Source organism: Pantoea dispersa (assembly GCF_035783935.1).
In the GTDB taxonomy this organism is placed as follows: domain Bacteria; phylum Pseudomonadota; class Gammaproteobacteria; order Enterobacterales; family Enterobacteriaceae; genus Pantoea; species Pantoea dispersa_C.
In genome coordinates this window covers 18,966-44,720 of sequence record NZ_JALKOV010000004.1, presented here as the reverse complement: position 1 = coordinate 44,720, position 25,755 = coordinate 18,966, and the positions used below count along the sequence as shown (strand labels likewise).

Here is a 25,755-nt window from a genome sequence, read left to right as displayed (position 1 = left end):
GCGAAGGATGACGGGGATTACTGAGTGACCCAGAGGGTGGGCCAGTCATCACTACTATGCCAGGCATCACAGGTCTTCTCCTCCGCATACTCCGCCAGCACGAAAGCATTACCATCAAACTGCCAGCGCGTGGCTACACCGCAATCGCCTAAACCACGTCCTTTACTGTAGGTATACAGCAGGCCGTTGCTGGCATCGAATTCGGCGTTGACCAGTTCCAGCTGATTGTCTGCGCGCGACGGTGGCGTAAACGGCAGGTTGAGCGTGATGCCGCGCGACACATACGGCTGGCTGCGCGTGACTTCAAACGCCAGATCGATGACGTTATAGGCACCGGTTTCACAGCTTACCAGCAGCAGCGCTTTGCTGTCGGTGAGTGGCGCGACGCTGACTTCCCGCCGCAGCGGATCGAGCGAGCAGTTGTCGGTGTTGATGCGCCAGGTTCCGTAATCGATTAAGCCGGTGGTCTCCTGCTGCGTCAGCGGCGCGGGTGCGGGCAGTGGTGCCGGCAGCTGCGGGATGGCGGGCGGCGGTGGCACATCCCACTGCACGCGGTCGCCGCGCTTTACCCAGGCGCTGGCACCATTCACCCGCCCCTGTACGTCATCCATCAGTAACAGCGCCGCTTTCATACCGCGCAGCGGAATACTGGCGCTGGCTTTATAGGTGAGCTGTAAATTGCCGGCATCCAGCGTCTGGGCGAGAAATTCGTCGATGGCGATGGGGTTGCTGGTGGCCAGGTGATGCGGCTCGACCGTCCAGTGTTTGAGGTCTGGATTCAGGCGGCGCTGATCGAGCAGCAGGTTGTCTTTTAACGCCGCGCCCGGTAACGCACCGCTGTAGGCGCTGCCGTAATCAATGCGCAGTAGCGGCCGATCGTTGACCCCGGCGTGACGCGAAATCGTCATCACCAGGCCATTATCGCCAGGAAAACTGCGTGCCACGCAGAATGCCGCGTTGTTGCAGGTGATCTGCCAGTCGGAAAACGACTTTTGCAGGGGCTCGGCCTGTACGCTGGCAATCAGCAGAAAGGGCAATAAAAGCAGCGACTTCATCCAATACGACATGAAAAAAAACGATCCCCGATTTCCTGGAAAGAAAATGATAGCGCAATGCATGCGCGGTCATCAGGCCGAAACTGTGAAGTGGCCTGAAAAGCGAAGTTAACTGCTGAAAAAGCCGTCGCCTTACGGGCGATCTGCATGGGATAGCGCAACAGGCCCATCATCCGGTGCGGCTGATTTCTGCTCAATCGGATTCGTCGGACAATTTTTACCCCCTTCACAAAACGGTCAAATACACACAAACGGTCATAAGCGGTCATGCTAAGGTGCGGGCACAGCGTCACCGCGGTGCGCGGTCTCTTCCATTCCCGTGCGTAATAACGCGCATTTATGTGAATGCGATCACTCAAATATGAAATAAAGAGATCTCATTTACATAAAAACCTTAATACAAATCACCCTAACGTTGCCGGACCTTTTGACCGCTGCGGACTCGTGCCCAGCCCACATTTTCCTGTTCCGGCATCCAGTAATTTATAGCCATCGGAGGGAAGTCATGTTGCCGATTGAAAGACAGCAGCGAATTATTGACGAGCTTAATTTAAATGGTCGGGTCATTGTCGCTGAATTAGTCACGTTATGTCAGGTTTCGCAGGAAACCATTCGCCGTGACTTAACGCAGCTGGAGAAGCGTGGCGTATTACAGCGCAGCCACGGTGGTGCAGTACCAGCCAAACGACAGGCCGCCAACATTCAGGGAAATACACGCGGTATTAACGAGTATGAATTATCTTTTCGCCAGCGCATGAATGAAAACGTCGAGGCCAAGATGGCGATAGCCAAACGGGCACTCGATTTTATCAGCCCCGGTGATTGTATATTACTCGACAGTAGCACCACCTGCTGGTATTTAGCACGACAGCTACCGGATATTGAATTAACGGTATTAACCAATTCTATCAGAATTGTCCAGACCCTTGCGGCGCGCGGCAGCATCCGCACTATCTGCCTCGGCGGAGAATATTCTGACCGTTATGAAGATTTCCACGGCGTCGTCGCGGAGCAGCCGCTACGGGAATTTCAGATCAATAAGATCTTTTTTTCCTGCAGCAGTCTGGGAAATGACGGTTATTTACGTGAAGGTAACGAAAACAACGCCCATTTAAAACAGCAAATGCTGCTGGCAGCCGAAAGAAAACATCTGCTGCTGGACGGCAGTAAATTCCTGCGCCCCTCATTCGCGCGTATTTGTCATTACCGCGATGTGGATTTTCTCATTACTGACCAATTAAAAGACAAAGAGCTGGAACAAGAACTGGCGTGGAACGGCGTCAATATTATTGATTGCTCGCAGCGCAGCCATTCGATGCAGCTAATAAAAAATTAATCCGGAGTCTTTATGAAAAAACATCTTATCGCCTGTTCTCTGCTTGCCCTGTTTGCCGCCGCTGGCGCGCAGGCCGCTGACAAAATTCGCATGGGCATCGTGGTAAAAATTGGCGGTATTCCGTGGTTCAACGCCATGGAAGCGGGCATCAAAAGTGAAGCGGCAAAACGCGGCATCGACGCGTGGATGGTCGGGCCAACCGCCGCTGACCCGGCGCTGCAGGTGCGCGCGATTGAAGATTTGATTGCGCAGAAGGTCGATATCATCGGCGTGGTGCCAAACGACCCGAAAGTGCTTGAGCCAGTGCTGAAGCGCGCACGTGAAGCCGGGATCATGGTGATTACTCACGAATCGCCCGGCCAGAAAGACGCCAACTGGGATTTCGAGCTGGTCGATGCGCCAACCCACGGCATCAACCATATGAAAGCGCTGGCGAAATGCATGCATGAAGAAGGCAAATACGCCATGTATGTCGGCAGCCTGACGGTGCCACTGCATCAGGAGTGGACCGATGCCGCGCTCAATTACCAGAAACAGCACTATCCGAAGATGCAGCTGGTGACCGACAAGTTCGGCGTCGGCGAATCGCTGGATGACTCCATCCGCACCACCAACGAGCTGATGTCTAAATACCCGGATCTGAAAGGCATCATGGCGTTCGGTTCACAAGGGCCGATTGGCGCGGGCCGTGCGGTGATGAACCGCAACAAGATCGATCAGGTGTGCGTCATCGGTGCCTTCAGCCCGGGCCAGGGTGCGTCGCTGGTGCAACGCGGTGCCATCAAGGGCGGCTATATCTGGAATCCGCAGACTGCCGGTGAAGTGTTTGTGCGTATCGCCGACATGATGGAGAAGAAAGAGCCAATCACCGACGGCATGACCATCGAAGGGCTGGGCAAAGTGAAGGTGGATGAAGCGACGCACACCATTCTCGGTAACAACACCGAAAGTCTCGATAAAGAGAACCTGCCAAAACTGGTGAAAATGGGGCTGTAACATGCATGAGGTCACTCCACAGACGCTGATTGCGCTCGACAACCTGTCGAAAACATTTGGTGGCAACCGCGCACTGAGCGATATCTCGCTGACCCTGCTGGCCGGCGAAGTGCACTGTCTCGCTGGCACCAACGGCTGTGGCAAGAGCACCTTAATCAAAGTCATTTCAGGGGTGCACGCCCCGGACAGTGGCAGCCGCATCACCCTCGGCGACGGCCAGCATTTCCCGCGTCTGACCACCCGTCAGGCGCGCGACTTCGGGATCCAGGTGATTTACCAGGATTTGTCGCTGTTCCCTAATTTAAGCGTGGCGGAAAACATCGCCTTCGAGCACAACCTCAGCGGGCTGCTCGGCTGGCACCGTCAGTCGCGGCTGCGCGACACCGCGCGCGGCATTATTGATGAGCTGAAGTTCGATCTCGATCTGGATGAGAAAGTCGCCGCGCTGTCGATCGCCCAGCGCCAGCAGGTGGCAATTTGCCGCGCGCTGGTGGCCGATGCGCGACTGGTGATCATGGACGAACCCACCGCGTCGCTGACGCGTACCGAGGTCAATCAGCTGCTGCGCACCGTGCGCTATCTGAAAGACAAAAACATCTGCGTGGTGTTTGTCAGTCACCGGCTGGATGAAGTGCTGGAGATTTCGGATCGCGTGACGGTAATCCGCGACGGCCGCAAGATGGGCTGCTGGCCAGCCAGAGAGATGACGCCGCATCACCTGACCGAACTGATGACCGGCCTGAAGCTCGACTACCAGCTAAAAGCGCCCACGCGCAACGCCGATCGGGCGATTCTCGAAGTGGAGAAGCTGACGCGCGCCGGCCAGTATCACGACGTCAATTTCAAACTTTATGCCGGTGAAGTGCTGGGCCTGTGCGGCCTGCTCGGCTCCGGCCGCACCGAACTGGCGCTGTCGCTATTTGGCATGACCAAACCGGACAGCGGCAAAATCTGGCTCGACAGCAAGCCGGTGCGTTTTCGCGGGCACGAAGACGCCATCAAAGCCGGTATCGGCTACGTTTCGGAAGATCGCCTGACGCTCGGCCTGGTGCAGCAGCAGTCGGTGGCCGACAACATGGTGCTGCCGATCCTCGATAAGCTGCAAAACCGTTTTCACCTGATTGACGAATACCGCAAGAACAAGCTGATCCTGCAGTGGATCCAGCAGCTCGGCGTGCGCGTGGCCGATCCCAACCTGGCGATCTCCACCCTGTCCGGCGGCAACCAGCAAAAAATCGTGCTGGCAAAATGGGTGCTGACCCAGCCGCGCATTCTGATCCTCGACTCGCCAACCGTCGGCGTGGATGTCGGCGCCAAGGCCAGCATCTATCAGCTGATCCACGAGCTGGCGAAAGAGGGACTGTCGATCATCCTGATTTCCGACGAAGTGCCGGAGGTCTGGTACAACTGCGACCGCATCCTGCACTTCCGCGACGGCACCGTTCATGCCGAATACCAACCCGATACCGTGGCGCAGGAACAGCTGGCGGAGGTGATTAATGCCTGATTTCTCTCGTTTACGTCCGCGCTCCAGCCAGGGCTGGCTCGCCTGGGTGCTGCTGGCCTTCATGGTGTTCTTCTCGCTGGCCAGCGATCAGTTCCTGACGGTGCAGAACCTGCTGGATCTGGCGGAGAGCTATGCCGTCACCGGTATTTTCGCCCTCGGTCTGTTTGTGGTGCTGGTGACCGGCGGTATCGATATCTCCTTCGCCGCCGTGGCATCAGTGGTGCAATACCTGATCGCCTCGCTGTTTGTGCAGTTCCAGTTTGATAACGCGCTGCTCAGCATTCTGCTGGCTATCGTCTGCGGCACGCTGTTCGGCGTGATCAACGCCCTGCTGATCACCTCGCTGCGCGTGGTGTCGATCATCATCACCATCAGCATGCAGTCGCTGCTGTTTGGTCTGCTGATGTGGGTTACCGGCGGCAAAAGCCTCTACTCGCTGCCGGACTGGTGGATCACCCTGCGCAGCGTGCTGCCGTTCAGCGTGCAGGGCAACAGTTTCCAGATTGGCTTACCGCTGACGATCATGCTGGTGATTGCAGGGCTCACCGCGCTGCTGCTCAACAAAACTAACCTGGGCCGCCAGCTGTATGCGGTGGGCGGCGATGCGGAATCGGCGCGGCGCATTGGCATCCGCGTGGGATTGATTCACGTCTTTGCCTACGGCTGGCTCGGGGCGATGGCGGCGATTGGCGGACTGGTGCAGGTATACCGCATGGGCGAAGTGGTGCCGAACGCACTGGTGGGCGGTGAGCTGGATGTGCTGGCTGCAACGGTGCTGGGCGGTGCCAGCCTGATGGGCGGCAAAGGCACGGTCAGCGGCACGCTGATGGGCGTATTCCTGATCGCCATCCTGAAAAACGGCCTCAATCTGATCGGCGTCTCCAACTACTTCATGAACATTGTGGTCGGCGGCACGATTATGGTGGCGATTGCCGTCACCCATTACAAAAAACGTAAAGAAACCGACGTCAGTTTTGTCTGACGGAAGGAGCAATCACCATGAAATCACTCTCTGCGCTGCGGCCGGACGGCACCAACATCGGCCTGATGCTGTTGATTGCACTGGCGCTGGCCACGTTCACCGTCATGCTGCCGGGCCGCTTTCTCACCGACTCGACCTTCATGAGCATGGCGTTTCAGCTGCCGGAGCTTGGCCTGTTAACGCTGGCGATGTTTATCGCCATCCTCAGTGGCGGCCTGAACCTCGCCATCATCGCCACCGCTAACCTGACGGCGCTGTTCATTGCCTGGACCCTGATGAGCGCCCTGCCCGCTGATGCCGGTACCGGTCAGCAGCTGCTGTGGCTGTTCATTGCCATCGTCGGCGCGATGGTGATTGCCGCGGTAATTGGCGTGATCACCGGCGTGATGGTGACGCGCATCGGCGCACACCCGATTCTGGTAACGCTGGCCACCATGATGACGCTCAACGGCATCGGTATCTGGCTGACCAAAGGTGCGGCGGTGAGCGGTATGCCGCCGGTGGTGCAGTCGCTCGGCTCAGACACGCTGCTGGGCATGCCGCTGCCGCTGTGGGTATTTCTGGTTGCCGCCGCGCTGCTGGCGCTGTTCCTCGGCAAAACCCGCGCCGGTAAATGCATCTACATGGGCGGCAGTAACATCAACGCCACCTGGTTCAGCGGCATCAATACCCACCGTATGGTGATTCTGGTGTACGTCATCTCCAGCCTGCTGTGCGTGCTGGCCGGCCTGATCATGATGGCGCGCTTTAACTCGGCGCGCATGGGCTACGGCGATGCCTACCTGCTGCTGACCGTACTGGCCATCATTCTCGGCGGCACCGATCCCAACGGCGGTTTTGGCCGCGTGACCGGCGTGGTGCTGGCGCTGATTGCCCTGCAGGTGCTCTCCACCGGCTTCAACCTGATGAACATCAGCCAGCACGTCAGCCTGGCGATGTGGGGCGCGGTGCTGGTGGTGGTGCTGGCCTTCAAACAACTCAAAGCGCGCTTTAACGATCACCGTGCCGTCAGGCTTAGCAAACTGGCCGCGGCGCTTAATCCTCTGACCGAAAAAAAGGAAGTATGATGCGTATTCAAGTCTCCCCGTCGTTGATGTGTATGAATCTGATGGAGATCAAGCACCAGCTGGCCGTGCTGGACTCCCGCGCTGACTTCCTGCACATCGACATCATGGACGGTCACTACGTTAAAAACATCACCCTGTCGCCGTTCTTTATTGAGCAGATCCGCCCGCATACCAAAGTGGCGATCGATGTGCATCTGATGGTGGAAGAGCCGACCGATTTTATTGAAGCGGTGGCCAACGCTGGCGCCGATTACATTTGCCCGCACGCTGAAACCATCAACCGTGATGCGTTCCGCGTGATTAACCTGATTCGCAGCTACGGCAAAAAAGTGGGCGTGGTGCTCAACCCGGCCACGCCGGTCTCCTTTATCCATCATTACATTCATCTGCTGGATAAAATCACCGTGATGACGGTGGATCCTGGCTATGCCGGTCAGCCGTTTATTCCGGAGATGGTGCAGAAGGTGCAGGAGCTGAAGGCGCTGAAACAGGCGCACGGCCACCGCTACCTGATTGAGATCGACGGTTCCTGTAATACGCGCACCTACAACACGCTGGTCGGTGCCGGTGCCGAAGTGCTGATTGTCGGTACTTCCGGCCTGTTTAACATTCACGAAGACCTCGCCACCGCGTGGAACATGATGCGTGAGAGCATTGATGAAGCGCAGGGCCTGGCGCAGGTGTCGGCATGACAACACGCTGGCTCGGTATCGACATTGGCGGCACCGGCACCCGTCTGCAGTTGATGGAGGCGGGCCGCGTCTGGAGCGGCTTTCGTAAAGTGCCCACCGCCAGCTGGGCGCAGCAGCCCGATGCGCTCGCCGCGCTCGGACAGCTGATTGCTGAAACGCTGGAGCAGCAGCCGGTCAGCGGCGTGATGCTCGGCCTGCCGGGCATTCTCAGCCGCGATCGCCAGCAGGTGATTTCACTGCCGTTCATTCAGGCGCTTGATCATCAGCCGGTAGCGGCGCTGCTCAGTGAACGTCTGGGCGTGCCGGTGGCGATGGATAAAGACGTTAACCATCTGATGCTGTGGGATTTAATGCAGCTGGAGCAGCTGCCGGAAAATGCGGTAGGTTTGTATCCTGGCACCGGCATGGGCAACAGCCTGTGGCTCAACGGCCGCTTCTACCATGGTCAGCATGGCGGAGCCGGTGAGCTTGGCCATGTGCCGGTGGCCGGTAACGCGCTGCCCTGCCCGTGCGGCAACCACGGCTGCGCAGAAACCGTGACCTCCGGCCACTGGTTGAGCCACTGGGCACAGGCCAATGCGGCGCAAACGCCGATGTCGGCGCTGTTTACCCATCACGGCTCTGACCCGGCGCTGCAGGCGTTTGTGTACCGGCTGGCGCAGCTGATCGCCACCGAGATGAACATTCTCGATCCGGAGTACCTGATTCTGGGCGGCGGCGTGCTGGCGATGGCAGATTTCCCGCTGGCGCAGCTGCGCAGTCAGATTCAGCAGCATTTACGGCCGCCGGCCACGCGGGATGGTTTGAAAATCATCTTCAGTCAATCCACCGATCACACCGGCTGTCGCGGCGCCTGCCTGGCCGCAGAACGGCTGTTCAGGAGCATGCAATGAAAGGAAAAGTGTGTGTGTTTGGCTCGTTCAACCTCGACGTGGTGGCGGTGATGAACCGTTTTCCCCTGCCGGGCGAATCGCTCACGGCGCACAACAGCATGATGGGGCCCGGCGGCAAAGGGGCCAACCAGGCCACCGCCGCGCTGCGCGCCGGGGCGCGCGTGCACTATATCGGTAAAGTGGGTAATGATGATTTTGGCACGTTTGCCCGCCGCCATCTGGAGAAGACCGGATTCGACGCCATTACGCTGTTCACCTGTAAAGAGAAACCCACCGGCAACGCGCTGATTTACGTGGCGGGCGATGATGCCGAGAACATGATTTCGGTTTATCCCGGCGCGAATACCACCGTAACCGCCGCCGAAGTGGCGCGCTGTCAGCCCACCGTGGCCGCCGCCGATATTCTGCTGGTGCAGCTGGAGAATAACCTCAGCGCCATTCAGCGCATGATTGATAACGCCCGCGCCGGCGGCACGTTTGTCATTTTAAACCCGGCACCGTGGCAGAAAATCAGCGATGCGCTGCTGGCGAAGGTGGACCTGCTGACGCCCAACAGCACCGAAGCGATGCAGCTGAGCGGGATAAAAGTGACCGATTTTGCCAGCGCGCAGCGCGCCGCCGAAGTGCTGCACCGCAAGGGCGCGCGTCAGGTGATCATTACGCTTGGCACCGCGGGTGCGCTGCTTTCCAGCGCGGAACAACAGCTGCGTATTCCGCTGTTTCCCGCCCAGCCGCTCGACACCACCGGCGCCGGCGATGCCTTCAACGGCGCACTGGCGGCGCGCCTGGCGTCCGGCGATGCGTTACCGCAGGCGGCGCTGTTTGCCGCCGCGTTTGCCTCGCTGTGCGTCGAGCGTTCCGGCGCGGCCAACTCCATGCCCTCCTACGCCGAAGCGCTGGCGCGCATGCAGGCCCATCCGGAGTGTGAAGTAACGCCGTTAAATGCCCCGGTAATGACGCACATGGCGTAATGGCGTAATGTCTTACGCCCCCACATCTGCCCGGTCGGCAAGCATGCCGACCCTGCGAATTACCGCAGCGGTGATGCCTGCAACCAGCCCATCAGCTGCGCATAGTGCAGCAGCATGATGGTTTTGCCGTCGCGAATGCGGCCCTCTTTCACCATCGCCAGCGCCCGGGGAAACGGCAGTTCAAGTACGGTGATCTCTTCATCTTCTACGCCGCCGCCGTCGTTAGTGCGCTGCGCATCGCTGTATTCGGCGGCGAAAAAGTGCAGCAGTTCGGTCACGCCGCCTGGCGACATATAGGCCTCAAACAGCTTCTCGACCTTGCCAACCTGGTAGCCGGTCTCTTCCACCGCTTCTTTACGGATGCAATCTTCCGGCGTGTCGTTATCCAGCAGCCCGGCGCAGGTTTCAATCAGCTCACCGCTGGCGTTGCCGTTGGCATAAGTGGCTATGCGGAACTGACGAATCAGCACCACGCTGTTTTTTTCGCGGTTATAGAGCAGGATCGTGGCGCCGTTGCCGCGATCATAGACCTCACGTTTGTGACGGACCACGTCGCCGTTGCTGCGGGTGAGTTCGTAGGTGTAGTTGCGCAGAATGAAATAATTATCAGACAGCAACTTATCTTTGATGATGTTGATCTTTAACGACATAGCCGCTCCACTGCGTAGCTGAGGGAGCCTGAGATGATAGGCTGAAGCCGTGGGGAAAACTATCTGAATTGTGGAGCAGGTTGCCTGCGATGGCGTAATGGTTGTCAGTTGAGCATTACGCCTTTTCAACGCTCATGGCACGTGTCGTAACGGCGCCATTCATAGCGCATCCGGGCAGCTGTGCAGTGATTAACTCAGCGCGATAAATCGCGCCGCTACACTGTGTGCAGGATGAGGGTGCAGAAATAAAATGCCGCAGGAATCATAACGGCGCAATCTATTGCGCATCCGGGTAGCTGCGTAGTGATTAACTTAGCGCGATAAATCGCGCCGCTACACTATGTGCAGGATGAGGGTGCAGAAATAAAATGCCGCACGAATCGTAGCGGCGCCATTCATTGCGCATCCGGGTAGCTGCGTAGTGATTAACTTAGCGCGATAAATCGCGCCGCTACACTATGTGCAGGATGATGGTGCAGAAATAAAATGCCGTACAAATCGTAGCGGCGCCATTCATTGCGCATCCGGGCAGCTGTGTAGTGATTAACTTAGCGCGATAAATCGCGCCGCTACACTATGTGCAGGATGATGGTGTAGAAATAAAATGCCGCACGAATCGTAGCGGCGCAATTTATTGCGCATCCGGGCAGCTGCGTAGTGATTAACTTAGCGCGATAAATCGCGCCGCTACACTATGTGCAGGATGATGGTGCAGAAATAAAATGCCACACGAATCGTAGCGGCGCAATTTATTGCGCATCCGGGCAGCTGCGTAGTGATTAACTTAGCCCGATAAATCGCGCCGTTACGGTGTTGTGTGGTTTGCGGCTGTATCAACCGGTCGGCACCGAAACCCTGAGACCGCACCGGCAGGCGCAGCTATCCGCGCTGCCGGGCTACGATCAAAAACCGTTCGGCTGGTCTTTCATATCCGGCAGATGGTGAGCAATGCCTTTGTGGCAGTCGATACAGGTCTGTCCGTCCTGCACCGCTTTGCTGTGCATTTTGGCGGCGACCGTTTTCTGCGCGGTGAAGTCCATGTAATCGAAGTTGTGACAGTTACGACACTCCTGCGAATTGTTGTTCTTCATCCGGCGCCACTCGTTCTGTGCCAGTTCGATACGCGTTTCCTCAAACTTCTGCGGCGTATCAATCAGGCCAAAGATCTTGGCGTACACCTCTTTACTCGCCTGGATCTTACGAATCATCTTCGGTCCCCACTCGTGCGGCACGTGACAATCCGGGCAGGTGGCGCGCACGCCGCTGCGGTTGTTGTAGTGCACCGTCTGCATATATTCCTGATAGACGTTGTTGCGCATTTCGTGACAGCCAATACAGAACTGCTCGCGGTTGGTCATCTCCATCGCGGTGTTGAAACCACCCCAGAAGATAATGCCGCCAGCGAAGCCGAGAATCAGCAGCGTGCCGAGTGCCAGACGGCTGGGGCGTCGCCACCAGCGCCAGATGCGTAAAAGTTTCTGTTTCATAACCACCTCACTGCCCGAAGCCGTCAGCCGGTTTGAAGGTGTTTTCCACCACAGGCTTAGCATCGGTTTGTGGCACGTGACACTGCAGGCAGAAGTAGCGACGCGGTGAAACCGTGCTGCTCACCACACCATCGCGGTCGGTAAAGTGTGTCGGACTGACGCGCGGCGCGCCGGTGGTCAGATAGCTCTGCGTACCGTGACACTGCAGGCAGCGGTTCACGTTCTTCGTCACCTGGTAGCCCTCCACGCTGTGCGGGATCACCGGCGGCTGATTAACGTAGTTCAGCGGCTTGCGGCTCTGCTCTTTGGGCTGATGAATGGTGCCCTGCTGCGTTGCCGTCACTTCCGGTGACTGATTGAGATCGACGCCGTTATTAGCGTACACCACGCCGCCCAGCATCAGGGCGGCAACGGTTAAAACAGTGATAAAAGGTTTCATTGCATCCTGCCTCAGATTTTCACCAGCTTAACGGCGCATTTTTTGTAATCGGTCTGCTTCGACAGCGGATCGGTAGCGTCCAGCGTGATGTTGTTGGCCAGCACGCCGGCATCGAAGAACGGCATAAACACCAGCCCCTGCGGCGGCTGATTACGCCCGCGCGTTTCCACGGTGGCGAGGGTTTCGCCACGACGTGACACCACGCGCACCTTCTCCCCACGACGGAAGCCGCGATCTTTGGCGTCCAGCGGATGGATATACAGCAGCGCCTGCGGCACCGCGCGGTGCAATTCCGGCACGCGGCGCGTCATGGTGCCGGTGTGCCAGTGCTCCAGAACGCGACCGGTGCAGAACCACAGATCGTACTCGCCATCCGGCGCTTCCGCTGGCGGCTCGTACGGCAGGGCAAAAATGGTGGCTTTGCCGTCCGGCTTACCATAGAAACGCACGCCTTCACCGGCTTTCACGTAGCTGTCGAAGCCTTCACGGTAGCGCCAGCGCGTCTCTTTACCGTCCACCACCGGCCAGCGCAGACCGCGCGCTTCGTGATAGGTATCGAACGGCGCGAGATCGTGACCGTGGCCGCGACCAAAGCTGGCATACTCCTCGAACAGGCCTTTCTGAATATAGAAGCCAAACTCACGCGCTTCATCGTTGAGGCGATCGTCGGCCACTTCGCTCAGCGGGAACTGATTCACCTGGCCGTTGGCATACAGCACGTCATACAGGGTTTTCCCTTTCAGCTCAGGCTGCTGAGCAATCAGCGCCTCCGGCCACACGTCCTCAACGCTGAAGCGTTTCGCAAAGGTCACCAGCTGCCACAGATCCGATTTCGCCTCGCCCGGCGCTTTTACCTGCTGATGCCAGAACTGGGTACGGCGCTCGGCGTTGCCGTAGGCGCCCTCTTTCTCTACCCACATCGCCGTCGGCAGAATCAGATCGGCAGACAGGGCGCTGACGGTGGGATACGGGTCGGAGACCACCACAAAGTTGCGCGCGTCGCGCCAGCCCGGCATACGCTCCTGCGTCAGGTTCGGCCCGGCCTGCATATTGTTATTACACATCACCCAGTAGGCATTCAGCTTGCCGTCTTTCAGCGCGCGATCCTGCGCCACCGCGTGCAGACCGACTTTGGCTGGCACCGTGCCCTGCGGCAGCTTCCATAGTTTTTCAGCTAAAGCGCGGTGTTTGTCGTTATTCACCACCATGTCGGCCGGCAGACGGTGCGCAAACGTGCCCACTTCACGTGCGGTGCCACAGGCCGATGGCTGGCCGGTGAGCGAAAACGGTCCGGTGCCCGGACGGGAAATTTTGCCGGTCAGCAGGTGGATGTTGTAGCACAGGTTGTTCGCCCACACGCCGCGCGTGTGCTGGTTGAAGCCCATGGTCCAGTAAGAAACCACCTTCACGTTAGGATCGGCGTACAGCTCAGCCAGTGCGATCAGCTGATCCTGCTCTACGCCGCTCATGGCGCTGGCTTTTTCCACCGTGTATTCCGCGACAAACTGCGCATACTCGTCGAAGCTGATCGGCGTCGATTCGCCGTTGTCCGGATTTTTTGCGGCGGCCTGCAGCGGATTGGTCGGGCGCAAACCGTAGCCAATATCGGTCACGCCTTTACGCAGCGTGACATGATTCTGCAGGAAGGTTTTATCGACTTTGTTGTTCTGAATAATGTAGTTGGCGATGAAGTTGAGGATCGCCAGATCGCTCTGCGGTGTGAAGACAATGGCGTTATCGGCCAGCTCGAAGCTGCGATGGCGATAGGTCGACAGCACCGCCACTTTGACGTTGTCATTGCTGAGACGCCGCGCGGTCAGGCGTGACCAGAGAATTGGGTGCATCTCAGCCATGTTCGAGCCCCACAGCACAAACGCATCGGCCTGCTCGATGTCATCGTAGCAGCCCATCGGTTCGTCCATGCCGAAGGTGCGCATAAAGCCCACCACCGCCGACGCCATGCAGTGGCGCGCGTTCGGATCGAGATTGTTGGTGCGGAAGCCGGCTTTCATCAGCTTTGACGCGGCGTAACCTTCCCATACGGTCCACTGGCCGGAGCCAAACATGCCGACCGATTCCGGACCGTTGGCTTTCAGCGCTGCCTTAAACTTCGCTTCCATGATGTCGAACGCCTGATCCCAGCTTACCGGGGTGAACTCGCCGTTCTTATCAAATTTGCCGTCGGTCATGCGCAGCAGCGGCTGGGTCAGGCGATCTTTGCCGTACATGATCTTCGGCAGGAAGTAGCCTTTGATGCAGTTCAGACCGCGGTTAACCTCCGCCTGCGGATCGCCCTGCGAGGCGACCACGCGACCATTCTGCGTGCCAACCAGCACGCCGCAGCCGGTGCCGCAGAAACGGCACGGCGCTTTTTCCCAGCGAATCGGCTCAACCAGGCTGGTGGCCGCTTTGGTCACGGTCGGTATGGTGAGACCGGCAGCCGTTGCAGCAGCAGCCGCCGCATTGGCCTTCATAAAATCACGACGACTCAGGTTCATGATGCTTCCTTACAGGGTTCTTCAATTTCGTCTTGCTGGTGATAAACCAGCGATACCGCCAGCACATCCGGGATGTTGCGGGTGGCTTCAATGTTGCTCAGCAGCGTAGCGCTGTCGGCCGCGCCCAGCGTTAGCGCCAGCGTGCCGCGTGCGGCATCTTCCGCCGCGATATCGCTATCGGCCAGATGCAGAAGCGCCTGCCGCACCGCCGCGATCGCGGTCGGACGCGCCTGAATCACCAGGCCACACACGTGCCAGCTGTCGTTATTCGTCATGATGCAATCCTGTGGCTGAGACCGGACACGGCGCGATACAGGCGCCACAGCCGGTGCAGTGTTGCGGAAGGGTTTCCGGCTGACCGATACCGTTGGGCATCAGGCGAAAACGAATCGCCTGCTGCTCACAACTCTCCTGGCAGCTGCGACAGTTAACGCCGAGAAAAGCGATGCAGCGGCTATCGATGCGGATGCGCTGGCTAAAAGGTTCAGCGTCGCGCGGCTGAAACAGCGGCTGCGGGCAGACGTCGGCACAGGCCGCGCAAAAGGTGCATTCGCCCTGCAGAAAGTCGAGCTGTGGCGTTTCGCCAGCGGCGATGCGGATAATGCCGCTTTCGCAGGCCTGTACGCAGCGTCCACAGCCGTCACAGCCGCTCTCTCCCCGCCACCACGGCAGCGCGATGCCGCCGGCAGGCATGACGCGCTGCCCGGTAAAGAGTTCACGTCGCGACAGCGCCATCGGCTCACCTTCATGCGGGGATGTAGAGATGGTGCGTAAAATAACCTGACGTTATGAAGGGCTATATCACCCGAAAGGTGTAATTCCCGATGCGGGATCAAGAGAAGGAGAATTGAAATAAAAACGGGGGCCGACTGGCCCCCGCAGGTGAACATCGCTGCGATTAACGCGCGTTATCTTCCGCCAGCTTTGGCGCCGCATCATCCTGATCGTCATGATGATGCTCGTGCTCTTTCATCGCTTCCGCCTGCACGCGCTTACGCACGCCAAACCAGCCGAGCACCAGCAGCACGGCAATCAGCGGAATGGAGGCGATGGTGTAAGTCCCGTTCGGGTAATCAAACGCCATCAGCACCAGCACGCTTACCAGGAACAGCAGCGTCAGCCACGAGGTGAACGGCGCCCATGGCAGCTTAAAGCTGACATCTTCCGCTTTGCCCTCTTTAATGGCTTTGCGCAGACGCATCTGGCACACCACGATGAACGCCCACGAGGAGATAATCCCCAGCGACGCCACGTTCAGGACGATCTCAAACACCTGCGACGGTACGTAGTAGTTGAGCACCACGCCGATCACGTACACGCCGATGGTCACCAGGATACCAGCGTACGGCACCTGCTGCTTACTCATCTTCGACATAAACTGCGGCGCCGAGCCGCCCATCGACATCGAACGCAGAATACGTCCGGTGGAGTAAAGGCCCGAGTTCAGGCTCGACAGCGCCGCGCTCAGCACCACGATGTTCATGATGCTGCCGACATACGGCACGCCCAGTTTGGAGAAAAAGGTCACAAACGGGCTTTGACCGGCCTGATAGGCGTTCCACGGCAGCAGCAGGACCAGCAGCACCACTGAACCCACATAGAACAGGCCAATACGCCAGATCACGCTGTTGATGGCTTTCGGCAGCATGGTTTTCGGGTCTTTACACTCACCCGCCGCCGTGCCCACCAGCTCAATCGAGGCAAAGGCAAACACCACGCCCTGCACCAGCACCAGCGCCGGCAGCAGACCGTGCGGGAACAGCCCGCCGTTGTCGGTAATCAGGTGGAAGCCGGTGGTGTTGCCGTCCAGCGGTTTACCGCTGCCGAGGAACACCACGCCGACAATCAGGAACACCACGATAGCCAGCACTTTCACCAGCGCGAACCAGAACTCCATCTCGGCGAACCATTTGACGCCGATCATGTTCATGGTGCCGACAATCGCCAGCGCGCCCAGCGCAAACACCCACTGCGGCACATCGCCAAACGCGCCCCAGTAATGCATGTAGAGCGCGACCGCGGTGATATCGACGATACCGGTCATCGCCCAGTTAACGAAATACATCCAGCCCGCGACGTAGGACGCTTTTTCCCCGAGGAATTCACGCGCGTACGAAACAAAGCTGCCGCTGGAAGGACGATGTAACACCAGTTCGCCCAACGCGCGGAGAATAAAGAAAGAGAAGATACCGCACACCAGATACACCAGTGCCAGTGCCGGACCGGCCATCTGCAGACGAGCACCAGCACCGAGGAACAGACCGGTCCCGATAGCGCCGCCGATGGCGATCATTTGTACCTGACGGTTACCCATTGCTTTGTGGTAACCCGTGTCGTGAGAGTTAAGCCAGCGCCTTCTCGCAGCACGCTGTTCGGCTGGCGTTTTTTTAGTAGATTTCATAGCTTTCCTGTTTGTCCTGACCATCAATCACCGCGTAACCAATCGATTGCGCCCGGCAGTGCGAAATGGGGTAAAACCCGCTCTCTGAGCGGCGGAACGATGCCGCACGGCGAGCCGGGAAATTACGGCGATGAATCCTACCCGTTCTGCATGAACGAAGCAAAATATACTGGCTGACTGCACGAGTTGATTTGTAATAATCCGTCGCGACGCACAAAAAAACCGGCCAACAGGGTGGCCGGTAATCGGTGGCTACAGGAAAAAACTACCAGAGGGGAATAAAGACGGGCATTAACGGTAAATCTCGGCGCTGCCGCTCCACATGCTGGAATCGCCTGGATTCTGCATGCCAATGACGCGATAGTGGCTGGCGCCCATCTCTTCCGCTTTCTGCGACAGCTGACGGGTGGCGTCATCCAGCGAACCGCGCACGCCGCTCACCGAAACGGTGCCGCTGCTTTGCAGATCCTGGGTTTGTGCCTCGCTTAACGGCGAGGCGGCAAAGGTGGTAAACGATGCGCTGGCAAGCAGTGCAGCAGTCATTACGGCATAACGTGTCTTCATGAGGTGCTCCTGTTGTCGTGCGGGGAAAGGGTTACGCGTCAAAGTATCGTCGGGCCAGTGCAAACCAGGCTGCGCGGGCAGTAAAAGCGTTCAATATTTCGCCAGCCAAACGCGGCTAATCCAGGGAAAGGTAAAGTGCAGTGAGTTTCTCTGGTAAAAGTAACCAGATGTGTCAATTTGAGGCTCGCGCCACGCTGGCGACTGACTTATAATCCCCCGCTCTTGTAAGGGTTATTATTGTGATAGTGAAACGTCCTGTTACCCGCACCATTGCCCGGGCGCTGAGCACGATTGTGCTGCTGTCGCTGTTGACCACCGGACTGGCGCTGATGACGCTCTCCAGCAGTTTACGCGATGCCGAAGCGGTGAATGTCGCCGGCTCGCTGCGCATGCAAATTTACCGGCTGGCGTGGGACAGCACGCGCGATCCGCAACAGCTGGCGCACCATATGCAGCTGTATCAGCAGACGCTGGAGTCACCGGCGCTGCAGCATCTGGAGCGTCCGTGGGTGCCGATTGAAGTCACCACCCGCTACCGCTATCTGCGCGACAGCTGGCCAATACTGCAGGAGACGCTGCAGCCAGCGCGGGCGCAGGTATATCAGCAGCGCGTGGCGGGCTACGTCAGCGAGATCGACCGCTTCGTGCTGGCGGTGCAGCATTATGCCGAGCTGAAAATGCATCTGGTGGCGGCCAGCAGCCTGTTTGGCTTTCTGGCGATTGTCGCGCTGGCGCTGTGGAGCATTGGTTTTATCCGCCGCAACGTGGTGCGCCCGCTTGATTCGCTGGTGACCGCCAGTCAGTACGTCGAACAGGCCAACTTCAGTTTTCCGCCGCTTTCCGTGCATCAGCCCAACGAGCTGGGCGTACTGGCGCAGGCGTTTACCACCATGGCGGAACGGCTGCATTCGCACTATCGCCTGCTGGAGTGCGCGGTGCGTAACAAAACCGAAGATTTAACCCAGGCCAACCGCACGCTGTCGCTGCTGTATGAAAGCTCGCAGATTCTCACCGGCAGCCCACTCAATCCGGAGCTGTTTCAGGGCCTGCTGCGGCTGGTGCAGCGCCGTGAAGCGCTGGAGGTGCTGCAAATCGCCAGCGAGGATATCGCCTTCCAGGCCGGCGTCCCTGCCGACGATCTCAGCTGGCAGCGGCTGCCGCTACAGCAGGAGGAGCAACGCCTCGGCGAACTGTGCTGGCAAACCCGGCGCGCGCCGCCGGCCGATGAGCTGATGCACAGTCTGGCCAACATGCTGGCGCGCGCGCTGTGGATCTGGCAGACACAGAAGCAATATCAGCAGATGCTGCTGATTGAAGAGCGCGCCACCATTGCGCGCGAGCTACACGATTCGCTGGCGCAGTCGCTCTCTTTTCTGCGCATCCAGCTGACGCTGCTGCGGCGCACTGTCGATAGCAGCCAGCCGCAGGCACAGGCAATCATCGCCGATTTCGATCGCGCGCTGGCCGAGGCGTATCAGCAGCTGCGCGAGCTGCTCACCACCTTCCGCCTGAGCATTGAACAGGCCGATTTAGTGCAGGCGATGCAGGCGATGATCGCGCCGCTGCAGGAGCAGTCGCAGGCGGCCATCAGCTTTGACTATCAGCCAGGCCTGCAAACGCTGGATGCCCAGCAGCAGGTGCACGTGCTGCAGATAGCGCGTGAGGCGCTGCTCAACGCGATTCGTCACGCGCAGGCGCAGCAGATTCAGATTCGCTATCAGCGTGTCGCTGATGATGAGCACCTGCTGACCATCGAAGATGACGGCTGTGGTATCAGCAGCGTGGAAGAGCCGCCGGGCCACTACGGTCTGACCATTATGGCCGAGCGCGCGGCGCGTCTTTCCGGCAGCTTATTGATTACCCCGCAGGCGCAGGGCACCTGCGTCACGCTGCGTTTTCCCGCCCGCCCCGCGCACCGGCTGGCTTAACGCGTTACACTTAGCAATTGGACTGAAACTCTGGAGAACCCATGGCTCACCCTTCCCTGTCAATCATGATCGTGGACGATCATCCGCTGATGCGTCGTGGCATCCGCCAGCTGCTGGCGCTGGAGCCGCGTCTGGAAGTGGTGGCCGAGGCGAATAACGGCACCGAAGCGCTGGCCGAAGCGCGCCGCCTGGCGCCGGACGTGATCCTGCTCGACCTGAATATGAAAGGCATGTCCGGTCTGGATACGCTGAAAGCGCTGCGCCACGAGGGCGTGGCAGCGCGTATTCTGGTGCTGACGGTCTCCGACGCGCGCAGCGATATTTACGCTATGGTGGATGCCGGTGCCGACGGTTATCTGCTGAAAGACAGCGAACCTGAACTGCTGCTGGCCCAGGTGATGCGCGGCGCGCAGGGCGAGAATGTGTTCAGCGACGTAGTAGCGGAGTATCTGGCGACGCGTCAGCCCAGCGTCAGTCCGTTCAAACAGCTGACCGAACGCGAGCTGGATGTGTTGCAGGAAGTGGCGCGCGGCTTATCCAACAAAGAGATTGCTGCCACCCTGCACATTTCCGAAGAAACGGTGAAAGTGCATATTCGTAATCTGCTGCGCAAACTCGACGTGCGTTCACGCGTTGCGGCAACGGTGCTGTGGCTGGAGAGCCGCAATGTGTAATTGCGCACATAAAGCCGCCGGGACTTTTACACTTTCTCCATAATTTATCCACGATTCCCTAATTTGCCCCGCGTACAGTAAGCAGCAGCCGGAGTTTCAGCACCGTCCCTGCACTCCGCCCGCGTGAAGCGCAGCGTGCTGCACGCCTTTTCCTATAACAAGTAAAAATACGCAGCTGAGGAGTGTCGGTTTCATGTCGAATTTTTTTATCGACCGCCCCATTTTTGCCTGGGTGCTGGCTATTTTGCTGTGTCTGTGCGGCACGCTGGCCATCATTTCGCTGCCGGTGGAACAGTATCCGGACCTCGCGCCGCCTAACGTGCGCATTACCGCCAACTATCCCGGTGCGTCCGCGCAGACGCTGGAAAACACCGTGACCCAGGTTATCGAACAGAACATGACCGGCATCGATAACCTGATGTACATGTCCTCTAACAGCAGCAATACCGGCCAGGCGCAAATCACCCTCACTTTCACCGCCGGCACCAATCCGGATGAGGCGCGGCAGCAGGTGCAAAACCAGCTGCAGAGCGCGCTGCGCAAGCTGCCCGCCGCGGTGCAGTCGCAGGGCGTGACGGTGAATAAAACCGGCGACAGCAACATTCTGATGATCGCTTTCGTCTCCACCGACGGCAGCATGGACAAACAGGATATTGCCGATTACGTCGCCAGTAACATTCAGGATCCGCTCAGCCGCATCGACGGTGTTGGCCAGGTTGATGCCTACGGCTCGCAATATGCCATGCGCATCTGGCTCGATCCCAACAAGCTGATTAACTATGCGCTGACCACCGACGATGTGGTTAGCGCCATTGAATCGCAGAATACGCAGGTGGCGGTCGGTCAGGTCGGCGGTTTGCCGTCGGTGGACAAACAGGCGCTGAACGCCACGGTTAACGCCCAGTCGATGCTGCAGACGCCGGCGCAGTTTCGCGCCATCACGCTGAAAACCAACACCAACGGTTCGGTGGTGACGCTGGGCGATGTGGCCACCGTTGCCATGGGTGCCGAGAAATATGATTACCTGAGCCGCTATAACGGCCAGCCCGCCTCCGGTCTCGGCATCAAGCTGGCTTCCGGCGCCAACGAGATGAATACCGATAAGCTGGTGCGCGCCCGCGTCGCCGAACTGGCGCAATATTTCCCGCACGGACTGGAAGCCAAAGTCGCGTTTGAAACCACGCCGTTCGTTAAAGCGTCGATTAAGGACGTGGTGAAAACCCTGCTGGAAGCGATCCTGCTGGTGTTTCTGGTGATGTACCTGTTCCTGCAAAACTTCCGCGCCACGCTGATCCCCACCATTGCCGTGCCGGTGGTGCTGCTCGGCACCTTTGCGGTGCTCTACGCCTGCGGCTTCAGTATTAACACCCTCACCATGTTCGCGATGGTGCTGGCCATCGGGCTGCTGGTGGATGATGCCATCGTGGTGGTGGAGAACGTCGAGCGCATCATGAGCGAGGAGGGATTGTCGCCGCGCGCCGCCACACGTAAATCGATGGGGCAGATTCAGGGCGCACTGGTGGGCATCGCGCTGGTGCTGTCCGCGGTGTTTGTGCCGATGGCGTTCTTTGGCGGCACCGTGGGCGCTATCTATCGCCAGTTCTCCATCACCATTGTCTCAGCGATGGTGCTGTCGGTGCTGGTGGCGATGATTCTGACGCCCGCGCTGTGCTCCACGCTGCTCAAACCGCTGGCGCAGGGCGAGCATCACGGCCGGCGCGGCTTTTTCGGCTGGTTTAACCGTCACTTCAATGCCAGCGCCGAACGCTACGAGCGCGGCGTGGCGCGCATTCTATTGAAGAGCGGCCGCTGGCTGCTGCTCTACCTGGCGATTATCGGCGTGATGGCGTTCCTGTTTATCCGTCTGCCCACCTCCTTCCTGCCGCTGGAAGATCGCGGCGTATTCCTTACCCAGGCGCAGTTGCCGCCGGGCTCAACGCTGCAGCAGACCTCGCAGGTCGTCGCTAAGGTTGAGGATTACTATCTGACCGCCGAAAAAGACAATGTGCTGTCGGTGTTCTCCACCATCGGTGCCGGTCCGGGCGGTAACGGACAAAACGTGGCGCGCCTGTTTGTGCGCCTGAAGGACTGGGAGCAGCGGCCGGGCCGCGATCGTACCTCGTTTGCCATTATCGATCGCGCCACCGCAGCCTTCAAAAAGATCAAAGAGGCACGCGTGATTGCCAGCAGTCCACCGGCGATCACCGGCATGGGCAGCTCCTCCGGCTTTGACATGGAGTTGCAGGATCACGGCGGCATCGGGCACACCCAGCTGATGGCGATGCGCGATCGGCTGCTGGCACTGGCCGACAATAATCCGGCGTTGTCGCGCGTGCGCCACAACGGACTTGACGACAGCCCGCAGCTGCAGATTGATGTCGACCAGCGCAAAGCGCAGGCGCTCGGCGTATCACTGGACACCATTAATGACACCCTGACCACCGCCTGGGGCTCAACCTATGTGAATGATTTCCTCGATCGCGGCCGCGTGAAAAAAGTCTACGTGCAGGCGGCACCGGAGTTCCGCATGCTGCCGGGCGACATCAACAAATGGTATGTGCGCAATAACAGCGGCGGCATGGTGCCGTTCTCCGCCTTCGCCACCAGCCACTGGGAGACCGGTTCACCGCGTCTTGAACGCTATAACGGCTATTCGTCGCTGGAGATTGTCGGCGAGGCGGCCAACGGCGTCAGCAGCGGCACGGCGATGGATGAGATGGAGAAACTGGTGGCGCAGCTGCCGCTCGGCGTTGGCTTCCAGTGGACCGGTGCCTCCTATCAGGAGCGTCTCTCCGGCTCGCAGGCACCGGCGCTGTATGCGATTTCGCTGCTGGTGGTGTTCCTGTGCCTCGCGGCGCTGTACGAGAGCTGGTCGATTCCGTTCTCGGTGATGTTGGTGGTGCCGCTGGGCGTGGTGGGCGCGCTGGTGGCAACCTGGCTGCGCGGACTGGAGAATGACGTCTATTTCCAGGTCGGGCTGCTGACGGTGATTGGCCTGTCGGCCAAGAACGCGATCCTGATCGTCGAGTTCGCCAATGAGATCAACAGTAAAGGGCGCGAGCTGCTGGAGTCGACGCTGGAGGCATCGCGGCAGCGCCTGCGGCCGATTCTGATGACGTCGCTGGCCTTTATTTTCGGCGTGCTGCCGATGGCGATCAGCAGCGGTGCCGGTTCCGGCAGCCAGCATGCGGTCGGTACTGGCGTGATGGGCGGCATGATCTCCGCCACGGTGCTGGCAATCTTCTTCGTGCCGCTGTTCTTCGTGCTGGTGCGCCGTCGCTTCCCGCTGCGGGCAAAGCCGCACGACTGAGGCTAACTTCGGACAAATAAAAAGCCGCCATGATGAATGGCGGCTTTATTGATGTGTGCGGTAAGAATAACAGCAAGTTGGGAAGTGCCCTGCTTTTCTCTTCACGAATTACTTACGTAACATCGCTTCGATAAATTCTTTCCAGTTCCCCAGTTCGTGTTCAACCATAATACCCTCTCTTCTTGTAGTGGCGATTTTACGCCGTTTTTTTCTACAGGTGAATACGTTTCCACCTCTCATCACTATCGGCAACCACCGCAGAAAGCTTGAATTTGCCGAAACTGCGGACTGACGCACATTTCAGCAACCTGTTAATGCGACTCACAAAAGCGCGGACTTAACCCGTCAGGCCCGTTTTGGTCGCCTAAGATAATTCTTAGGTCGCTAATGGTGCCACAGGCGACAATTTCGCAGGCAAGTGAAAGCGTTTACTGGTCCTGATTAGCGTCGTTTATTGGCATCGCGAAGAGATGAAAAACAGCGCTGCCGCGCGTCTGACCTCACAGCCCACGGCGCGCTATGGTAAACTCGCGCTTTCTTTAACACAGGACGGGAATACGCGATGACAGCGCAGTGGGTGATGTACGGAATTAAGAATTGCGACACCATAAAAAAAGCACGCAACTATTTGACCACTTCCGGCATCGACTTTCATTTTCATGATTATCGCGCTGACGGGCTGGATGCGGCGCTGCTGCAATCCTTTATCGACCAGCTGGGGTATGAGGTGCTGCTGAACACGCGCGGCACCACCTGGCGTCAGCTGCCGGAAGCGGAACGCGATGCCATCCGCGATGCGGCCAGCGCCAAAGCGCTGATGCTGGCGCACCCGGCGCTGATCAAACGTCCGGTGCTGGCGGCGCCCGACGGTACATTGCTGGTGGGTTTCAAAGAACCCGTTTATCACGCCTTTATCCAGGAGAAGTCATAACATGTTCTGTCCGGTCATTGAGCTGGCTCAGCAGCTTATTCGTCGCCCCTCGCTTAGTCCGGATGACGCCGGTTGCCAGGCCATGTTAATTGCGCGCCTGGAGGCGATTGGTTTCCACGTCGAGCCGATGCACATTGGCGATACGCTTAACTTCTGGGCCACGCGCGGCCAGGGCGAAACGCTGGCCTTTGCCGGGCACACTGATGTGGTACCGCCGGGCGATGCCAACCGCTGGATCAGTCCACCGTTTGAACCTTCGATTCGCGACGGCATGCTGTTTGGCCGTGGCGCAGCGGACATGAAAGGCTCGCTGGCGGCGATGGTGGTGGCGGCTGAACGCTTCGTTGCTGCTCATCCCAACCACGCAGGCCGGCTGGCGTTTCTCATCACTTCCGATGAAGAAGCCAGCGCCGTCAACGGCACGGTGAAAGTGGTTGAGCGCCTGATGGCGCGCAATGAACGTATGGATTATTGCCTCGTCGGCGAACCGTCGAGCACCGAAGTGGTCGGCGATGTGGTGAAGAATGGCCGTCGTGGCTCCATGACCGCCAATCTGACCCTTCACGGCGTGCAGGGCCACGTGGCTTATCCGCATCTGGCTGATAACCCGGTGCATCGCGCGATGCCGGCGCTCAACGAGCTGGTGGCGACCGAATGGGATCAGGGCAATGAGTTTTTCCCACCGACCAGCATGCAGATCGCCAACGTGCAGGCCGGTACCGGCAGTAATAATGTGATTCCCGGCGAGTTTTTCGTGCAGTTTAACTTCCGCTTCAGCACCGAACTGACCGATCAGATGATCAAAGATCGCGTGGCAGCGCTGCTCGATCGCCACCAGCTGCGCTATACGCTGGAGTGGAATGTGTCCGGTCAGCCGTTCCTGACTTCACGCGGCAAGCTGGTCGATGCCGTCGCCAACGCCGTGGCGCACTATAATGAGATCAAGCCGCAGCTGTTAACCACCGGCGGCACCTCCGACGGGCGCTTTATTGCCCGCATGGGCGCGCAGGTGGTGGAGCTTGGCCCGGTGAATGCCACTATTCATAAGATCAATGAGTGCGTGAAAGCCTCGGATTTGCAGCTGCTGAGCCGGATGTATCAGCGCATTATGGAACAGCTGATCGCCTGATGGCACCTTGAAGGAGAAACCTCATGGAATGGTTAAAAGAGTACTGGTGGGTGATTGTGATTTTGCTGATGGTGGGCGTACTGATGAACGTCTACAAAGACCTGAAGCGCATCGATCATAAAAAATATATGGATAACAAACCGGATCTGCCGCCGCATCGCGATTTTAACGATAAATGGGACGATGACGACGACTGGCCGAAGAAGAAGTAATCGCCGCTAAGCGTTTCAATGATAAGGTCGCCG

25 protein-coding genes are annotated in these 25,755 nt (G+C 58.6%); 14 read left to right on the top strand and 11 right to left on the bottom strand.

All coding sequences use genetic code 11. The features are described 5' to 3' along the window. Positions 1-17 precede the first annotated feature (17 nt). Both MXF20_RS09520 and MXF20_RS09515 read right to left on the bottom strand, forming a co-directional pair. The gene (locus tag MXF20_RS09520) at positions 18-1,067 is read right to left on the bottom strand and encodes a DUF1176 domain-containing protein (protein WP_325969022.1); all 1,050 of its coding nucleotides are present in this window, start codon (positions 1,065-1,067) and stop codon (positions 18-20) included. Beyond that, positions 1,052-1,324: a hypothetical protein gene (locus tag MXF20_RS09515; RefSeq protein WP_325969021.1), complete on the bottom strand. Its 273-nt coding sequence runs from the start codon at positions 1,322-1,324 to the stop codon at positions 1,052-1,054. The genes MXF20_RS09520 and MXF20_RS09515 overlap by 16 nt, the downstream gene beginning before the upstream one ends. Positions 1,325-1,560: 236 nt before the next feature. Here MXF20_RS09515 and MXF20_RS09510 point away from each other — a divergent pair, with 236 nt between their 5' ends. The 8 genes from MXF20_RS09510 to rbsK are packed head-to-tail and all read left to right on the top strand — an operon-like array spanning position 1,561 to position 9,499. Beyond that, positions 1,561-2,391, top strand: a complete 831-nt coding sequence (locus MXF20_RS09510; protein WP_325969020.1) for a DeoR/GlpR family DNA-binding transcription regulator — start codon at positions 1,561-1,563, stop codon at positions 2,389-2,391. A 12-nt stretch (positions 2,392-2,403) separates the two neighbouring features. Then, complete coding sequence (locus MXF20_RS09505) at positions 2,404-3,387, top strand: substrate-binding domain-containing protein (RefSeq protein WP_058758342.1); 984 nt, start codon at positions 2,404-2,406, stop codon at positions 3,385-3,387. A 1-nt stretch (position 3,388) separates the two neighbouring features. Next, complete coding sequence (locus tag MXF20_RS09500; protein ID WP_325969019.1) at positions 3,389-4,894, top strand: sugar ABC transporter ATP-binding protein; 1,506 nt, start codon at positions 3,389-3,391, stop codon at positions 4,892-4,894. Continuing rightward, positions 4,887-5,876, top strand: coding sequence for an ABC transporter permease (locus MXF20_RS09495; RefSeq protein WP_325969018.1), 990 nt, complete (start codon positions 4,887-4,889; stop codon positions 5,874-5,876). The genes MXF20_RS09500 and MXF20_RS09495 overlap by 8 nt, the downstream gene beginning before the upstream one ends. Before the next feature lie 17 nt (positions 5,877-5,893). Continuing rightward, positions 5,894-6,943 (top strand): ABC transporter permease, encoded by a 1,050-nt coding sequence (locus MXF20_RS09490; protein WP_325969017.1) that lies wholly within the window; start codon positions 5,894-5,896, stop codon positions 6,941-6,943. Continuing rightward, positions 6,943-7,635 carry a D-allulose 6-phosphate 3-epimerase gene (alsE, locus tag MXF20_RS09485; RefSeq protein WP_058758340.1) on the top strand — a complete coding sequence of 231 codons (693 nt, stop codon included), beginning with the start codon at positions 6,943-6,945 and terminating at the stop codon, positions 7,633-7,635. The genes MXF20_RS09490 and alsE overlap by 1 nt, the downstream gene beginning before the upstream one ends. Then, the gene (alsK, locus tag MXF20_RS09480; protein ID WP_325969015.1) at positions 7,632-8,528 is read left to right on the top strand and encodes an allose kinase; all 897 of its coding nucleotides are present in this window, start codon (positions 7,632-7,634) and stop codon (positions 8,526-8,528) included. The genes alsE and alsK overlap by 4 nt, the downstream gene beginning before the upstream one ends. Further along, positions 8,525-9,499 (top strand): ribokinase, encoded by a 975-nt coding sequence (gene rbsK / locus MXF20_RS09475; RefSeq protein WP_325969013.1) that lies wholly within the window; start codon positions 8,525-8,527, stop codon positions 9,497-9,499. Before alsK ends, rbsK begins: the two co-directional genes overlap by 4 nt. Before the next feature lie 59 nt (positions 9,500-9,558). On the opposite strand, the gene nudK is transcribed toward rbsK, so the two are convergent. The 8 genes from nudK to MXF20_RS09435 all read right to left on the bottom strand — a co-directional run bounded on the left by nudK (position 9,559) and on the right by MXF20_RS09435 (position 17,538). Next, a complete protein-coding gene (gene nudK, locus MXF20_RS09470) occupies positions 9,559-10,149 on the bottom strand; it encodes a GDP-mannose pyrophosphatase NudK (RefSeq protein ID WP_325969012.1) in 591 nt (196 codons plus the stop codon). A gap of 902 nt (positions 10,150-11,051) precedes the next feature. After that, positions 11,052-11,636: a cytochrome c-type protein NapC gene (napC, locus tag MXF20_RS09465; protein WP_058758337.1), complete on the bottom strand. Its 585-nt coding sequence runs from the start codon at positions 11,634-11,636 to the stop codon at positions 11,052-11,054. Between the two features lie 7 nt (positions 11,637-11,643). After that, positions 11,644-12,075, bottom strand: a complete 432-nt coding sequence (napB, locus tag MXF20_RS09460; RefSeq protein ID WP_325969010.1) for a nitrate reductase cytochrome c-type subunit — start codon at positions 12,073-12,075, stop codon at positions 11,644-11,646. A gap of 11 nt (positions 12,076-12,086) precedes the next feature. Further along, entirely contained in the window at positions 12,087-14,573 is a 2,487-nt protein-coding gene (gene napA / locus MXF20_RS09455) for a nitrate reductase catalytic subunit NapA (RefSeq protein ID WP_325969009.1), read from the bottom strand. Further along, on the bottom strand, positions 14,570-14,848 hold the full coding sequence (locus MXF20_RS09450) for a chaperone NapD (RefSeq protein WP_260640731.1): 279 nt from the start codon (positions 14,846-14,848) through the stop codon (positions 14,570-14,572). Before MXF20_RS09450 ends, napA begins: the two co-directional genes overlap by 4 nt. Next, positions 14,838-15,308, bottom strand: coding sequence for a ferredoxin-type protein NapF (gene napF, locus MXF20_RS09445; protein ID WP_260640732.1), 471 nt, complete (start codon positions 15,306-15,308; stop codon positions 14,838-14,840). Before napF ends, MXF20_RS09450 begins: the two co-directional genes overlap by 11 nt. Before the next feature lie 163 nt (positions 15,309-15,471). Then, entirely contained in the window at positions 15,472-16,974 is a 1,503-nt protein-coding gene (ansP, locus tag MXF20_RS09440) for an L-asparagine permease (protein ID WP_325969006.1), read from the bottom strand. A 291-nt stretch (positions 16,975-17,265) separates the two neighbouring features. Continuing rightward, the gene (locus MXF20_RS09435) at positions 17,266-17,538 is read right to left on the bottom strand and encodes a DUF1471 domain-containing protein (protein WP_058770823.1); all 273 of its coding nucleotides are present in this window, start codon (positions 17,536-17,538) and stop codon (positions 17,266-17,268) included. A 239-nt stretch (positions 17,539-17,777) separates the two neighbouring features. On the opposite strand from MXF20_RS09435, the gene narQ reads away from it, so the two are divergent. The 3 genes from narQ (at position 17,778) to acrD (ending at position 23,450) form a co-directional block, all read left to right on the top strand. Next, the gene (gene narQ / locus MXF20_RS09430) at positions 17,778-19,466 is read left to right on the top strand and encodes a nitrate/nitrite two-component system sensor histidine kinase NarQ (RefSeq protein ID WP_325969005.1); all 1,689 of its coding nucleotides are present in this window, start codon (positions 17,778-17,780) and stop codon (positions 19,464-19,466) included. A 41-nt stretch (positions 19,467-19,507) separates the two neighbouring features. After that, positions 19,508-20,140 (top strand): response regulator, encoded by a 633-nt coding sequence (locus MXF20_RS09425; RefSeq protein WP_325969004.1) that lies wholly within the window; start codon positions 19,508-19,510, stop codon positions 20,138-20,140. A 193-nt stretch (positions 20,141-20,333) separates the two neighbouring features. Further along, positions 20,334-23,450: a multidrug efflux RND transporter permease AcrD gene (acrD, locus tag MXF20_RS09420; RefSeq protein WP_325969003.1), complete on the top strand. Its 3,117-nt coding sequence runs from the start codon at positions 20,334-20,336 to the stop codon at positions 23,448-23,450. Positions 23,451-23,558: 108 nt separating this feature from the next. On the opposite strand, the gene ypfM is transcribed toward acrD, so the two are convergent. Then, positions 23,559-23,618 (bottom strand): protein YpfM, encoded by a 60-nt coding sequence (ypfM, locus tag MXF20_RS23425; RefSeq protein WP_104085366.1) that lies wholly within the window; start codon positions 23,616-23,618, stop codon positions 23,559-23,561. A gap of 394 nt (positions 23,619-24,012) precedes the next feature. On the opposite strand from ypfM, the gene MXF20_RS09415 reads away from it, so the two are divergent. The 3 genes from MXF20_RS09415 to MXF20_RS09405 are packed head-to-tail and all read left to right on the top strand — an operon-like array spanning position 24,013 to position 25,722. Then, positions 24,013-24,381 carry an ArsC family reductase gene (locus MXF20_RS09415; protein ID WP_238561668.1) on the top strand — a complete coding sequence of 123 codons (369 nt, stop codon included), beginning with the start codon at positions 24,013-24,015 and terminating at the stop codon, positions 24,379-24,381. A gap of 1 nt (position 24,382) precedes the next feature. Beyond that, positions 24,383-25,510: a succinyl-diaminopimelate desuccinylase gene (dapE, locus tag MXF20_RS09410; protein ID WP_325969001.1), complete on the top strand. Its 1,128-nt coding sequence runs from the start codon at positions 24,383-24,385 to the stop codon at positions 25,508-25,510. A gap of 23 nt (positions 25,511-25,533) precedes the next feature. Then, a complete protein-coding gene (locus tag MXF20_RS09405; protein WP_021508042.1) occupies positions 25,534-25,722 on the top strand; it encodes a YpfN family protein in 189 nt (62 codons plus the stop codon). Positions 25,723-25,755: the final 33 nt, after the last annotated feature.

Excerpts from the sequence above, each read along its gene's own strand:
- MXF20_RS09495 (WP_325969018.1), top strand. The coding sequence starts at position 4,887 with ATGCCTGATTTCTCTCGTTTACGTCCGCGCTCCAGCCAGGGCTGGCTC.
- alsK (WP_325969015.1), top strand. The coding sequence starts at position 7,632 with ATGACAACACGCTGGCTCGGTATCGACATTGGCGGCACCGGCACCCGT.
- MXF20_RS09505 (WP_058758342.1), top strand. The coding sequence starts at position 2,404 with ATGAAAAAACATCTTATCGCCTGTTCTCTGCTTGCCCTGTTTGCCGCC.
- MXF20_RS09450 (WP_260640731.1), bottom strand. The coding sequence starts at position 14,848 with ATGACGAATAACGACAGCTGGCACGTGTGTGGCCTGGTGATTCAGGCG.
- napC (WP_058758337.1), bottom strand. The coding sequence starts at position 11,636 with ATGAAACAGAAACTTTTACGCATCTGGCGCTGGTGGCGACGCCCCAGC.
- MXF20_RS09435 (WP_058770823.1), bottom strand. The coding sequence starts at position 17,538 with ATGAAGACACGTTATGCCGTAATGACTGCTGCACTGCTTGCCAGCGCA.
- MXF20_RS09490 (WP_325969017.1), top strand. The coding sequence starts at position 5,894 with ATGAAATCACTCTCTGCGCTGCGGCCGGACGGCACCAACATCGGCCTG.
- MXF20_RS09510 (WP_325969020.1), top strand. The coding sequence starts at position 1,561 with ATGTTGCCGATTGAAAGACAGCAGCGAATTATTGACGAGCTTAATTTA.
- napA (WP_325969009.1), bottom strand. The coding sequence starts at position 14,573 with ATGAACCTGAGTCGTCGTGATTTTATGAAGGCCAATGCGGCGGCTGCT.
- MXF20_RS09405 (WP_021508042.1), top strand. The coding sequence starts at position 25,534 with ATGGAATGGTTAAAAGAGTACTGGTGGGTGATTGTGATTTTGCTGATG.
- napF (WP_260640732.1), bottom strand. The coding sequence starts at position 15,308 with ATGGCGCTGTCGCGACGTGAACTCTTTACCGGGCAGCGCGTCATGCCT.
- napB (WP_325969010.1), bottom strand. The coding sequence starts at position 12,075 with ATGAAACCTTTTATCACTGTTTTAACCGTTGCCGCCCTGATGCTGGGC.
- MXF20_RS09425 (WP_325969004.1), top strand. The coding sequence starts at position 19,508 with ATGGCTCACCCTTCCCTGTCAATCATGATCGTGGACGATCATCCGCTG.
- alsE (WP_058758340.1), top strand. The coding sequence starts at position 6,943 with ATGCGTATTCAAGTCTCCCCGTCGTTGATGTGTATGAATCTGATGGAG.
- dapE (WP_325969001.1), top strand. The coding sequence starts at position 24,383 with ATGTTCTGTCCGGTCATTGAGCTGGCTCAGCAGCTTATTCGTCGCCCC.
- MXF20_RS09515 (WP_325969021.1), bottom strand. The coding sequence starts at position 1,324 with ATGACCGCTTATGACCGTTTGTGTGTATTTGACCGTTTTGTGAAGGGG.
- rbsK (WP_325969013.1), top strand. The coding sequence starts at position 8,525 with ATGAAAGGAAAAGTGTGTGTGTTTGGCTCGTTCAACCTCGACGTGGTG.
- ansP (WP_325969006.1), bottom strand. The coding sequence starts at position 16,974 with ATGAAATCTACTAAAAAAACGCCAGCCGAACAGCGTGCTGCGAGAAGG.
- MXF20_RS09415 (WP_238561668.1), top strand. The coding sequence starts at position 24,013 with ATGACAGCGCAGTGGGTGATGTACGGAATTAAGAATTGCGACACCATA.
- MXF20_RS09500 (WP_325969019.1), top strand. The coding sequence starts at position 3,389 with ATGCATGAGGTCACTCCACAGACGCTGATTGCGCTCGACAACCTGTCG.
- MXF20_RS09520 (WP_325969022.1), bottom strand. The coding sequence starts at position 1,067 with ATGTCGTATTGGATGAAGTCGCTGCTTTTATTGCCCTTTCTGCTGATT.
- nudK (WP_325969012.1), bottom strand. The coding sequence starts at position 10,149 with ATGTCGTTAAAGATCAACATCATCAAAGATAAGTTGCTGTCTGATAAT.
- acrD (WP_325969003.1), top strand. The coding sequence starts at position 20,334 with ATGTCGAATTTTTTTATCGACCGCCCCATTTTTGCCTGGGTGCTGGCT.